This window comes from Variovorax sp. efr-133-TYG-130 (genome assembly GCF_030208835.1).
In the GTDB taxonomy this organism is placed as follows: Bacteria; Pseudomonadota; Gammaproteobacteria; order Burkholderiales; family Burkholderiaceae_C; genus Variovorax.
In genome coordinates this window covers 23,872-36,309 of sequence record NZ_JARVTD010000057.1, presented here as the reverse complement: position 1 = coordinate 36,309, position 12,438 = coordinate 23,872, and the positions used below count along the sequence as shown (strand labels likewise).

Below are 12,438 nucleotides of genomic sequence, written 5' to 3'. Positions count from 1 at the left end.
ACCGACTTTTCTGTCAGCGTCAACTTCGAAGGAAGTTTTTTTATCGGCCGACTTGCTGCGATTCCCGAAGAAATCATGCTGCGTTGTCAGCCGAGCCAGCGAGTATATGTCATCTTTTGCCGCGCGCAAGATCTCCCTGAAGAATCACGATGAAAAGACTTCTTCAAGGCTCTTCACGTACAGGCAGACATCCTCTCGCCCATTGCATCTTGTGGCTCCTCCGATAATTCGAGCCACATGGCACTCATCACACTCCTCGACGCCCAACTCGCGTTCGGTCACGTCCCGCTGCTGGATCATGCGGACTTCTCTCTTCAGGAATCGGAGCGCATCGGCCTGATCGGCCGCAATGGCGCCGGCAAGTCTTCGCTGCTCAAGATACTCGGCGGCCTGGAAAAGACCGACGACGGCACCCTGCAGTTCCAGCAGAACCTCCGGGTCGCGTACGTCGCCCAGGAGCCTGTGCTGGACATGGATGCGGACGTCTTCACCGCCGCAAGCCAGGGCCTGGGCCCGGTCATTGCCATTCGCGATCTCTATCTCTCCGGTGCGGACGGCCTCGACCTCGACGCCCTGCAGTCCCAGATCGAAGCCTTCGACGCCTGGAACTGGGAGCAGCGCGTGGAAGAGACGCTGCACCGCCTCCACCTCGACCGCAATGCCCGCGTCGGCTCGCTCTCCGGCGGTACCCGCAAACGCGTTGCCCTGGCGCAGGCCCTGGTGGCCGCGCCCGACGTGCTCCTGCTGGACGAGCCCACCAACCACCTGGACCTCGACTCCATCGAGTGGCTCGAACAACTGCTGATCGACTTCAAGGGCAGCGTCGTCACCGTCACCCATGACCGCAGCTTCCTGAACCGTGTCGCCACCCGCATCGTCGAGCTGGATCGGGGCAAGCTGGGTTCCTATCCCGGCAACTTCGAGCAGTACCTCGTGCAGAAGGAAGAGCAACTCGCCCAGGAAGCCGTGATCAGCGCCAAGGCCGACAAGCTGCTCGCCCAGGAAGAAATCTGGATCCGCAAGGGCGTGGAAGCGCGCCGCACCCGCAGCCAGAGCCGCATCACCCGCCTGCAGGAACTGCGCGCCAGCCGCGCGGCGCGCCGCGAGGTGCAGGGCAGCGTCAACATGGACGTGGCCTCGGGCCAGTCCAGCGGCAAGATCGTGGCGGAACTCACAGAGGCCACCAAGTCGTTCGGCCCCAAGACCGTCATCCGCAACTTCAGCGGCACCATCCTGCGCGGCGACAAGGTCGGCCTGCTCGGCCCCAACGGCGCGGGCAAGACCACCCTGCTGAAGCTGATCCTCGGCGAGCTCGAACCCGACAGCGGCAAGATCCGCCGCGGCACCAACCTGCAGGTGGCGTACTTCGACCAGATGCGCGACAAGCTCGACCTCGACGCCACGCTGGAAGACTTCATCAGCCCCGGCAGCGAATGGATCGAGATCGGCAGCCAGAAGAAGCACGTGAAGAGCTACCTCTCCGACTTCCTGTTCTCCCCGGCGCGCGCCAACTCCCCCGTGCGCTCGCTCAGCGGCGGCGAGCGCAACCGCCTGCTGCTGGCCCGATTGTTCGCCCGCCCCGCCAACGTGCTGGTGCTCGACGAGCCGACCAACGACCTCGACATCGACACCCTGGAGCTGCTCGAGAACCTGCTGCAGGACTACGACGGCACCGTGTTCCTGGTGAGCCACGACCGGACCTTCCTCGACAACGTGGTGACCAGCACCATCGCCTATGAAGGCGACGGCCGCTGGCGCGAGTACGAAGGCAGCGTGCAGGATTGGCTGGTCCAGTCCAAGCGTGCGCGAGAGATCGCCGAACAGCGCCAGGCTGCGGCCCCCGCTGCGGCACCGGCCCCAGCAGCGCCGTCCGCGCCCGCGGAACCCGTCGCGCCCAAGGCGATCGCTGCGCGCAAGAAGCTCTCTTACAAGGAGCAGCGCGAGCTGGAAGCGCTCCCCGCCCAGATCGAAAGCCTGGAAGCGGAACAGAAGCGCATTACCGAGATGCTCGAACTCGACGGCGGCGCCATCTATGCCACCGACTCCTCGCGCGCCACCGAACTCGCCGAGCGCCACGCGAAGATCGACGACGAACTGCTCGCAGCGCTCGAGCGCCAGGAAGAACTGGGCGCCGGCCGCTGACCGGCGCGAACCAAAGCGCTTTCCGGCGCGCCCGCCGCGCCGCGCCCGTCCCGCCGTCCGACGCCGGCGGGGCGCGGACTAGGCTATATATGCGGCTTCGCCCCCCAAGCCCCGGGAAAGCTGCATGCCTTCTTCATTCCAAGCCTTCTTTCGTCGGTCCACCGCGCTCCTGGCGCTGCTGATACTCGGGGCCTGCGCGCAATTGCCGCAGAACGTCGAGCGCCCCGTCTCGACCGCCATCGCCGCGCCGGCCACCGGCTCCGCACTGGCCGACCTCGTGCAGCAGCGCCGGCGCGCCGCCAACGCCCGCTACGAATCCGGCTTCCTGCTGCTGGGCGGGCCGCAGGCCGCCTACGGCAGCCGGCTCGCGCTGATCGAAGGCGCCCAGAAGACGCTCGACCTCCAGTACTACGCCATTCACGCCGACGCCAGCACAGGCCGCCTCGTCAGGGGACTGCGCGCCGCCGCCGAGCGCGGCGTGCGGGTGCGGGTGCTGCTCGACGACTTCCACACCACCGGCCGCGACGCACTGGTGCTGGGCCTGGCCTTCATTCCCAACATCGAGATGCGGCTCTTCAACCCGCTGGCCGGCTCGCGCGACTCCACCTTCAGCCGCCTGGTCAACTCGATCGACGACGCCTCGCGCATCCAGCAGCGCATGCACAACAAGCTGTTCCTGGCCGACAACGTGATGGGGGTGGCGGGCGGCCGCAACCTGGGCGACGCCTATTTCGGCAACGCGGCCAACGGCAACTTCGTCGATGTCGACGTGCTGGCAATCGGCCCGATCGTGCAGGACCTGTCGCGCAGCTTCGACAGCTACTGGAACAACGAGCGCGCCTACCCCGTGCAATCGCTGGTCACGCGCGAGGAATTGCAGTCGATGCGCGAGCGCGCGAAGAAGGCCGACCAGGAGCTGGTCGAACAGGCCACCCGCGACCGCGACGACCCGCCCAGCGCCGATGCGCCACCCACCGCCGAGCAACGCGCCCGCGCCTGGGACCAGAAGGCGCTCGACCTGCGCACCGCCGATTTCGTCTGGGCGCCGGCCGTGATGCTGGCCGACAAGCCCGGCAAAATCCCCGCCGACTCCGGCCCGGAAACCGCGAAGGCCCCCGGTCTCGTGGTCAGCCAGCCCGACGACAAACCCGCGGCCTCGCGCGGCGCGGCGTCGCTCGAGGCAGCCTCCGACCTGGCCGCCAACGGCGACACGGTGGTCGAAGGCCTGCTGCAGATGATCGGCCAGGCGCGCTCCAGCCTGCTCATCATCTCGCCCTACTTCGTGCCCGGGAAAGACATGCTCAAAGCCTTCGGCGAGGCTCGCGCACGGGGAGTGAAGATCAGGGTGCTGACCAATTCCCTGGCCTCGAACGACGCCCCGGTGGCGCACGTGGGCTATGCGCGCCACCGCGAGGCGCTGCTCAAGATGGGCATCGAGCTTTATGAACTGCGCAGCGAGCAGTCGAACTTCGGCAACGTGTTCGGCTCCTCGGGAAGCACCGGCAGCGGTGGCGTCACCGGGCAGTCGCGGGCGATGCTGCACTCGAAGGTGCTGGTGATGGACGGCCGGCTGCTGGTGGTCGGCTCGATGAACCTCGACCTGCGCTCGCAATTGCAGAACACCGAGATCGCCCTGCTGATCCGCAGCGACGAGCTCTCGCGCGCCGCATCGGCCCAGATCGAGCGCGGCATGCGCGAGCGCTCATGGCACGTGGAGCTGACGGACGGCTCGCTGGTGTGGCGCGCCCCCGAAGGCAGCGGCCTGAAGGACGCGACCACCGAGCCCGACACCAGCGCCAGCCTGCGGCTGATGCTCAAGCTGTTCGGCCCGCTCGCGCCCGACCAGCTGCTGTAGCCGCGACGCGGCGCTCAGTGCTTGTGCTGGTGCGCCGACGAACCGGCAGCATCGGCACCTTCGGGCGCGCCCACGGGCAGCGTCACGTCCAGCGCGGTCTTCACGCCCTTGGCGTCCTCGAACTTCAGCGTCATCGGCACGGTCGCGCCCTTCGCCAGCGCACCCTTGAGGTCCATCATCATCACGTGATAGCCGCCGGGCTTGAGCTCGACGGTCTGGCCCGCGGGGAGGTCGAGGCCGCCGGGCAGCTCGCGCATCTTCATGACGTCGCCTTCCATCTTCATCTCGTGCACTTCGGCGGTGCCGGCCGCGGGTGTGGAGATGCTCACCAGCTTCGTGCCGGTGGGCGCGGTGAGCTTCATGAAGGCGCCGGTGCCGCTCTGGCCCGGCACCGACTGGCGCACCCAGCCGTCGCGCACGTCGACAGTGGCCACGCCTTGCGCCACCACCACGAGCTTGGCGGCCGGGCTCTTCAGGCCGGCGGTCGAGTTGCCCGATGCCGGTACCTCGGCCCAGTCGGCCACGCCGGTGTCGCAGGTCTGCAGCACCTTGAACCACAGCGTGCCCGGCGTGGCCGGCACCTTGCCGCGCAGAACGAATTCGGAGCGCTCGCTGCCGGGCAAGGCGTTGCCGGGGGTCTCGGCGGTCCAGCGCACTTCGCCGTCGCCGCTTTTCGTCACGTCGAGCTTCCAGCCCTTGCGCGCCTGGGCGTCGCTCAGCACGAAGCCCTTGGGCAGGCGCACGGCCAGCCCGGTGGTGGCCTTGGCGCCTTCGCAGGCGTGGCCGACGCGGAAGGCGGCGTTGTAGTCGCTGCCGACGGTGGCGCCGCCGGGCGGCAGCGTCACGTGCGCCAGCGCGGCGGTGGTGCCGGCCAGCATGGCGCAGGCGGCGAGCGTTCGCAGGGTGATGGCGGCCATCGGTTTCGTCATGTCGCGGGTCCTTTGGGGTTGGAACGGGAAAGTCAAAGGTCGAACTCGCGTTCGGCCACACAGGTGGGTTGCGGGGTTGCGCCGAGCAGCAACGGCAGGGCGCGGGATTGCTTTTTTCAAGAGGAGCCTTCTCCATCGAACGTCAAACCGGACAAGCCGCGTGCGCACGCCAAGCGCGCGAATGCAGCTATCGTTTCGAGAGCGTCAGGAGAAAGTCGGGGGGCCGCGCGCCGGCAGGGGCGCGGCGGTGGCCGCGGCCAGCCGCGCGGCGGGAATCGACTGGACCACGCGGCCCAGCGGAAGGGGAAGATCGAAAGCCGGCGCCACCATGGCCGGCGGCGGGGCGCCGGTCAGCACGCACAGCGGGCAGTCCATGTGCGAGGCGCCCATTTCGCGCGCGCCGTCGTCGGTGTGGACCACCACCTTGACGGGGCCGGCACCGGAACACACCAGTTCCATCGACTGCGGACGCACCAGCGGAGACGCCACCGCCACGCCCAGAGAGAGCACGAACCACAGCAGCACCCAGCGGCCGATGAGGCCGAGGAAGCGGGTGGGAAGGCGCAGCGCGTGCATGGCGGTCGCGATTATCGGCTCACTTTGCCCTTGGCGGCCGGGGCCTTGGCGGGTGCCTTGCCGGCCGCCTTGGCCGGCGCTTTCGCGCCCCTGGCGGCGGGCGCGGCCTTGGCAGCTGCCGCGGGCTTGCCGCCCTTCGCCGCGGCAGCCGGTGCGCCCTTCTGGCCCTTCTGCACGCGCTGGCCCTTCACGGCCTTGCCACCGCGCGCCCTCGGCGCGGGCGACGGGGCCGCGAGCGCGGGCATCGGCACCGCCGTCTGCTCCTGCGCGCTGGTCAGTACCGGCGTCACGGTGAAGCCGCGCGACGCCATCAGCGCGGGCAGCCCCTGCGGCCCGATCATGTGCAGCGCGCCCACTGCCGCGAACACGCCCTTGCCGCTCGCGTGCAGCCGCTCGATGCCGTCGGCCAGGCCGGGGTTGCGGTCGTCGAGCAGGCGCTTGAGCAGCCGCTGCTCGGCGGGCGTGTTGAGGCAGTCGCACCAGTCGGCATAGCGCGCGAGCCGGGCCGCGTCGCTGCGGGCCCAGACGTCGGCCAGTTCCTTGAGCTGGCCGCGCAGCTTGCCCGACTCCAGTTCGTCGAGCGCGGCGTCGATCTGCTGGCCTTCTTCGTCTTCCGACTCGCCGGTCAGCACGCGCAGCTGGTCGGCCGCGTTCTCGAGGGCGACGATCGGCTTGCTGCTGTTGCGGGCGGACACGGCCAGCGTCTCGTCCACGCCGAATTCGGGGTACAGCCCGTCGGCGCGGCCCGCCAGGCCGGCCAGCGCCGTGACCTGCAGGATGGGCTGCAGCTTCGACGTGGTGCCGGGCGGCACGCAGGCCTCGGCGTTCTGGCGCTCGAGCCGGCGGGCACGCTCGCCGCTGAGTACCCGGGCCACCAGCGCCGGGTCTGCCGGCTGGGCCATGGTGCGGGCGGTGGCCTCGTCGCGCGAGTCGAGCTCCAGTGCGAGCAGGTCGCTCTGCGTCAGCGCCTTCTGGATGGTCGGCCCGGGCCGCACCCAGTCGCCGCGTCCCACGTGCAGGGTGCCGTAGAGCCATGAAGTGCGGCCGTCGCGCTCGATGCGCCACAGCATGCCGCGGTCGACGCCGTTGCGCAGGCCGACGCCCGGCTTCTCGAGGCTGGCGATGGCCGAGGGCGGGCAGGCCGCATGGGCGGCGCCGAATGTAAAGACGCAGCACACGCCCGCCAGGATCTGGCGCGGTGCCCGCTGCACGAGGCGCGAGGGCGCCGAGAAATCGACTGCGCGCATCCGCGCCGACATATAGATGCCGCGCATCCGCGCGGCGAGGATCCGGAGTATCCGCAAGGCTTGCTCCACGATGAAAGAAAGTCCGGCATTCTCACAGCACCGTTGCCCATAATCCGAAACCATGCAAAGCATCTTCCACCTTGCCTTCCACGTTCGCGACCTCGACGGTGCCCGCCGCTTCTATGGCGATGTCCTCGGTTGCGCCGAAGGCCGCAGCACCGACACCTGGGTCGACTTCGACTTCTTCGGCCACCAGATTTCCCTGCACCTCGGCGAGCCCTTCGCCACCACCCGCACCGGCCGCGTGGGCGACGTGATGGTGCCGATGCCGCACTTCGGCCTCGCGCTCGCCCTGCCCGACTGGCAGGCGCTGGCCGGGCGTCTCGAAGCCGCCGGCACCGACTTCGTGCTCAAGCCCCAGGTGCGCTTCGAAGGCCAGCCGGGCGAGCAATGGACGATGTTCTTCTGCGACCCGTTCGGCAATCCGATCGAGGTCAAGGGCTTCCGTTCACTAGACACTCTTTACGACAAGTGACAAGTCCGCGCCTGCGCCTGAGGCAGCTCGGGTCCGGGCTTGCCGTCCTCGTGCCGCTGCTCGCGGCCTCGGCGGCCCATGCCCAGCAGGACTGCGAGCTCAACGGTCGCAGCGTGAACCCGGCCAACGGCGCCACCACCGCCGGCCAGACGGGCATCCTGCGCTGCAAGGCCCGCGAGACGGGCGAGCTGCAGCGCGAGGAGCAGGTGCAGAACGGCGTCTTCATGGGCCTCGTGCGCATCTACGAGAAAGGCAAGCTCGCCAAGGAGCACACCCTCAATGCCAAGGGCAACCTGCAGGGCCGCGCCCGCGAGTTCTCGCCCAACGGCAAGGTGCTGCGCGAGGCCACCTACGACGACGGCCAGGAGCGCGGCCTGGCGCGCAGCTACTACCCCGACGGCAAGCTGCGCCGCGTCATCTTCTATCCGGACACCGGCAGCGGCAGCTCGGTCGAGTTCACCGAACGCGGCCAGCTCTCGGCATTGCGCTGCGCCGACGCGCCCACGCTGGCGCCGGTGGTCGACGACGCCAAGCTCTGCGGCTTCAGCGGCGGCCCGTCGCAGGTCGACCTGTTCGATGCGCGCGGCAACCTGCGCTCGCGGCTGTCTTACCTGTCGGGCAAGCGGGTGCGTTCGCAGAGTTTCTACGACAACGGCAAGACAGCGTCGCTCGACGAGACCATGGGCAACCAGCGCACCGAGCAGGCTTACTCATCAGAAGGCGTCAAGCGCCGCGAGACGGTGTACCTGCTGGTGGAGCGCGCCTCGATCCGCCAGCGCGAGCAGGCTTTCTCCGAAAAAGGCACGCTGGTGCGCGACCAGCGCTGGAACAGCGCGGGCGAGCCCATCGGCGACGACAGCTACTACCTGAACGGCCAGCCGAGCAGCAAGTCGGCCTACAGCGGCAACGGCAATGGCCGCGTGGTCGACATCACCGAGTTCTACGACAGCGGCCAGCGCGCCGCGCAGGGCCGCTACCAGCTCGTCGGCCGAAGCCGGCAGGTGCCGATCGGCACGCACCAGCGCTTCAACGAAAAAGGCACGCTCATTGCCGAATCGAGCTTCGACGCCAAGGGCCGCGTGACGCGCGAACGCGCCTGGGACGAAAACGGCGAGCTGCAGCGAGACGACGAAGTCTTCGAGGACGGCTCGCGCAAGGCATACACAAAGTAACGCCCCCCAGAGGCCCCAGGCTCCGCGCACTTCGTGTCGCTGCGCCACCCCCCTACCGGGGGCAACACCTGCGGCCCGGCGAAGCCGGTTCCGCGGTGTTACGCGAGAAAAAATGCCCTCGGCGAGTTCAGTCGAGCTTGATTCCAGCCTGCTTGATGATCGGGCCCCAGCGCTTCGATTCCGCGCGCGACAGCGCCGCGAACTGCGCCGGCGTGCCGGGCATCGCTTCCATGCCGAAGTCCTCGAAGCGCTTCTGCACGGCCGGCGTGCCGAAGGCCTTGTTCAGGTCGCCGTTGAGCTTGTTCACCACCGCGGGCGGCAGGCCCGCCGGGCCGAGGATGCCCTGGAACGCGAACACCTCGGTGTTGGGCACGCCCACTTCGGCCAGCGTCGGCACGTTGGGCAGCAGCTTGCTGCGCGCGCCCGAGCCGATGGCCAGCACCCGCACCTTGTTGCTCTGCATGATCGACAGGCCCGAGGCCAGGTCGAGGAACATGCAAGGCACCTGGCCGCCCATCACGTCGGCCATGGCCGGCGCGGCGCCGCGGTAGGGAATGTGGGTGATGAAAGTGCCGGTGCGCACCTTGAACATTTCCATGGCCAGGTGGTGCGGCGAGCCGTTGCCGGGCGAAGCGTAGTTGACCTTGCCGGGGTTGGCCTTCACGTAGGCCAGGAACTCCTTGAAGTTCTTGGCCGGGAAGTCCGGGTGCACCACCAGCGCGAGCGGGAACTTGCCGATGGCGCCGATGTAGGTGAAGTCTTTTTCGGGGTTGAACGGCAGCTTGCTGAACAGGTGCTCGTTGAAGGCCAGCACCGCGTTGTCGGCCGACAGGATGGTGTAGCCGTCGGGCTTGCTCTTGGCGACCAGGTCGGCGCCGATGTTGGTCGAGGCGCCGGGGCGGTTGTCGACCACGATCTGCTGGCCCAGCGTCTGGCGCATGGATTCGGCCAGCACGCGTGCGATCACGTCGGTGCCGCCGCCCGCCGGATAGGGCACGACCCACTTGATGAGCTGTGCGGGATATTCCTGCGCGCGGGCGAAGGGCGATGCGGCCATCGCGGCGCCGGAGGCGAGCGTGGCGAGAAGGGTGCGGCGATCCATGGATCAGTCTCCAGTCGTTTGTAAATCAGGAAGCGGACAGCGATGGTACGGGCAGCGCGTGCAATGCATCGGACAACGCCTCGCGGCAGCGCGCCTCGTCGCCGACCTGCTCGAACAGCAGCAGCGCGAGCCGCGCCAGGAACAGCGATTCGCGCTCGGCGCCCGCTTCGCTGATGGCGCGCGCGCATTCGGCGTAGAGGCGGTCGCGGGCATCGGGGGGAAGAGCAGGGTTGGTCATGCTGAAAGGGTCTCCAGGGCAGCGGCGGCACGTGCCAGCGCGGGTTGCAGGGCGCCGGGCGGCAGCCGCCGCCAGCGCGCGGCCACATGGCCGTCGGGGCGCAGCAGGTAGACCGCGCCGTCTTGCGCACCGAGCGCCTCGAACACGTCGGCCGAGGCATGCGCGTCGACACCGGCGATGCCCGGGCTGGCGATGGTGCGCACGACGAAGGGCAGCGCCCCCTGCTGCGCGCGCACGACGTCGGCGGCCGGCAGCGCGGCCACGTCGGGGCGCAGCACCAGCAGGGTGAAGGTGGGCGCGATCCAGTCGGTGAGGTGGCCGCGCTCGAGCTGCTGCTCCGGCACCGCCTCGCCCGGCAGCGGGCCCGCCGGCAGTTCGTCGCCCGGGCTCGACAGCGGCGAAGCGGCATAGCGCACGGCCTGCGTCTGGCGCGGGTTGATCAGCTGCGCGATGCCCCGGTGCGCCTCGGACAGCGAAAGTGCCGCCTCGCGCAGCAGGTCGAAGCCGCGCGACGGCGGCGACATGAACTCGGTGCTGCGCATCGCGTTCTCGGCGTTCACGTGGAAGGCCTCGATGCGCTCCTGCGAATAGCTGTCGAGCAGCGGCGCGCCGGACAGCCCCTTGGCCACGAAGGCCAGTTTCCATGCCAGGTTGTCTGCATCGTCGAAGCCCGAGTTGAGCCCGCGCACGCCGAAGATCGGCATCGCATGCGCCGCGTTGCCCGCGAAGACGACGCGGCCGTGGCGGTAGCTGTCGAGCGTCATCGCGCCGGCGCGGTAGACCGAGGTCCACACCGTCTTCCACGGCAGGTGGCCTTCGCCGATGGCGTCGAGGTGGCGCTGCACGAACTCGGCCACGGCCGCCGGCTGCAGCGCTTCTTCGGTGCTCTGGCCGGGGCGCAGCTGGTAGTCGATGCGCCAGATGTCGTCGGGCTGGCGGTGCATCAGCACGGTCGAGCCGGGGTTCCACGGCGGGTCGAACCAGGCGCGGCGCTCGGTGGGATGGCCGCTGTGCAGCTCGATGTCGATGATGACGTAGCGGCCCTCGTAGCCGGTTCCCTCCAGTGCGAGCCCCATCGCCTTGCGCACGAAGCTCTGGCCGCCGTCGCAGGCCGCGAGCCACTGGCCGTGCAGCCGGTAGCTGCCCTCGGCATTGCGCACGTCGAGCGTCACGCCCTCGTCGTCCTGCGCGAGGCCGGTGAGCTCGGTGCCCCAGCGGATGTCGATGAGCCCCGGCGTCGCCTCGTTGCGGCGGAAGATTTCTTCCAGCAGATAGTGCTCGGCGTAGTACTGCTCGAGGTTGATCATCGGCGGCAGCTTCTGCCGCGCGTCGTGCGGCATCTCGAAGCGGAACACCTCGGCCGTCTTGTAGAAGCTGCGCCCGCCGGTCCACGGCAGGCCCTTGGCCATGAAGTCGGGCAGCACGCCGAGCCGCTCCATGATCTCCAGGCTGCGGCGCGAGATGCAGGCCGCGCGACTGCCGACGCACACGGTGTCGTCGGCTTCCAGGATCACGCAGCGCACGCCGTGGTTCGCGAGCCCCAGCGCGAGCGCCATGCCCACCGGCCCGCCGCCGGCGATCACCACCGGGTGGCGGCCGGGCTCCACGCCGTCCTGCTCGAGCGGCGGCGTCCACGGCTTGTAGCGCGTGTAGTGAAAGGCGCCGACGGAGGGCGGGAGTTCGGTGGCGCTGGCCGGTGGCGGCACGGGGCCGCCGGCGGCATCGCCCGGAGCGGCTGCGGAAGAGTTCGTCATGCGACGGGATTGTCCCGATGCGCGCGGGCTGCCGATGTCATAACTTCGTACGAGGTAGTTACCCCAACCTCCCGAGCATTCCGGACCTTTTCCATCCCCATGAGACGCTGGCGCATCCACCCCACCGACACCGCGCTGGCCGCCGCCGTGGTCAGCGACGTGCTCGGCGGCGTGGGCACGGCGCACCTGGCCACCAGCTACCTGAAGGCGATGCAGCGCGTGATGCCCGTCACCTTCTGCACCGTGTTCGCGGTCAGCGCGGCGGGGCGCATCGAGGCGGTGTCGGCCGCGAGCAGCTACGGCAGCACGGCCGAGCGCACTTCGGAACGCTACGTGGCCCAGCGCTTCGACCTGCTCGATCCGAACATGGCGTGGCTCGCCGCGCGCAAGCTGCCGCAGCGCGCGCAGCTCTGGCTGGGCCACCAGCGCGCCGACGAAGTGGCCGACCCGGCCTACCGCGCGGCCTGCTACGGCGACGTGGGCATCCGCGAGCGGGCATCGGTGCTGTTGCTCCTGCCCACCGGCCAGCGCGTGGCGGTGAGCTTCTACCGGAGCTTGGCGCAGCCCGAGTTCGATGCGGAGGCTTTCCATCGCATCGAAGCGCATGCCGCGCTGCTGGCCGACGCGACCGCGGCGCACGGACGCAGCGCAATGGCGGTGCGCGAAGCCGTGGAGCCCGCGCTGGCCTCGCGGCTGCTGACATTGAGCCTGCGCGAGCGCGAAGTCATCGGCCACCTGATGGCGGGCAAGACCGCGAAAGAGGCGGCGCGGGAAATCGGCGTGGAGCTGACGACCGTGCGCACCCACCAGTACCGGGCGTTCCGGCGGCTGGGAATACGGTCGCAGAAGGAGCTGCTGCGCGGCGCGGGGCCGCAGGGGCCGCACTGA

The 12,438-nt window shown here is 69.4% G+C and carries 11 protein-coding genes; 5 read left to right on the top strand and 6 right to left on the bottom strand.

Annotated elements, in window-relative coordinates; translation table 11 throughout:
- The first annotated feature begins 237 nt into the window (after positions 1-237).
- Positions 238-2,142, top strand: coding sequence for an ATP-binding cassette domain-containing protein (locus QRN67_RS32950; RefSeq protein WP_285415254.1), 1,905 nt, complete (start codon positions 238-240; stop codon positions 2,140-2,142).
- Between the two features lie 124 nt (positions 2,143-2,266).
- Entirely contained in the window at positions 2,267-3,997 is a 1,731-nt protein-coding gene (locus QRN67_RS32945) for a phospholipase D family protein (RefSeq protein WP_285415252.1), read from the top strand.
- Between the two features lie 14 nt (positions 3,998-4,011).
- Here the strand turns inward: QRN67_RS32945 and QRN67_RS33275 are convergent, their stop codons facing one another.
- The 3 genes from QRN67_RS33275 to QRN67_RS32925 form a co-directional block, all read right to left on the bottom strand.
- Positions 4,012-4,926: a copper chaperone PCu(A)C domain-containing protein gene (locus QRN67_RS33275; protein WP_325000938.1), complete on the bottom strand. Its 915-nt coding sequence runs from the start codon at positions 4,924-4,926 to the stop codon at positions 4,012-4,014.
- A gap of 204 nt (positions 4,927-5,130) precedes the next feature.
- Positions 5,131-5,502 (bottom strand): DUF2946 family protein, encoded by a 372-nt coding sequence (locus tag QRN67_RS32930; RefSeq protein WP_285415250.1) that lies wholly within the window; start codon positions 5,500-5,502, stop codon positions 5,131-5,133.
- Between the two features lie 11 nt (positions 5,503-5,513).
- Positions 5,514-6,806 (bottom strand): TraB/GumN family protein, encoded by a 1,293-nt coding sequence (locus QRN67_RS32925; protein ID WP_285415248.1) that lies wholly within the window; start codon positions 6,804-6,806, stop codon positions 5,514-5,516.
- A 64-nt stretch (positions 6,807-6,870) separates the two neighbouring features.
- On the opposite strand from QRN67_RS32925, the gene QRN67_RS32920 reads away from it, so the two are divergent.
- Together QRN67_RS32920 and QRN67_RS32915 are read left to right on the top strand one after the other, a co-directional pair.
- Positions 6,871-7,284, top strand: coding sequence for a VOC family protein (locus QRN67_RS32920; RefSeq protein ID WP_081268046.1), 414 nt, complete (start codon positions 6,871-6,873; stop codon positions 7,282-7,284).
- Complete coding sequence (locus tag QRN67_RS32915) at positions 7,281-8,456, top strand: toxin-antitoxin system YwqK family antitoxin (RefSeq protein ID WP_081268045.1); 1,176 nt, start codon at positions 7,281-7,283, stop codon at positions 8,454-8,456. The genes QRN67_RS32920 and QRN67_RS32915 overlap by 4 nt, the downstream gene beginning before the upstream one ends.
- A gap of 127 nt (positions 8,457-8,583) precedes the next feature.
- Here the strand turns inward: QRN67_RS32915 and QRN67_RS32910 are convergent, their stop codons facing one another.
- Genes QRN67_RS32910 through QRN67_RS32900 form a run of 3 tightly spaced genes read right to left on the bottom strand, consistent with a single transcriptional unit; the run spans position 8,584 to position 11,550 of the window.
- Positions 8,584-9,558, bottom strand: coding sequence for a Bug family tripartite tricarboxylate transporter substrate binding protein (locus QRN67_RS32910; RefSeq protein WP_081268044.1), 975 nt, complete (start codon positions 9,556-9,558; stop codon positions 8,584-8,586).
- Positions 9,559-9,583: 25 nt separating this feature from the next.
- Complete coding sequence (locus QRN67_RS32905; RefSeq protein WP_081268043.1) at positions 9,584-9,796, bottom strand: DUF2783 domain-containing protein; 213 nt, start codon at positions 9,794-9,796, stop codon at positions 9,584-9,586.
- Positions 9,793-11,550, bottom strand: coding sequence for an FAD-dependent monooxygenase (locus QRN67_RS32900; protein WP_285415244.1), 1,758 nt, complete (start codon positions 11,548-11,550; stop codon positions 9,793-9,795). Before QRN67_RS32900 ends, QRN67_RS32905 begins: the two co-directional genes overlap by 4 nt.
- 99 nt (positions 11,551-11,649) lie before the next feature.
- On the opposite strand from QRN67_RS32900, the gene QRN67_RS32895 reads away from it, so the two are divergent.
- A complete protein-coding gene (locus QRN67_RS32895; protein WP_081268041.1) occupies positions 11,650-12,438 on the top strand; it encodes a helix-turn-helix transcriptional regulator in 789 nt (262 codons plus the stop codon).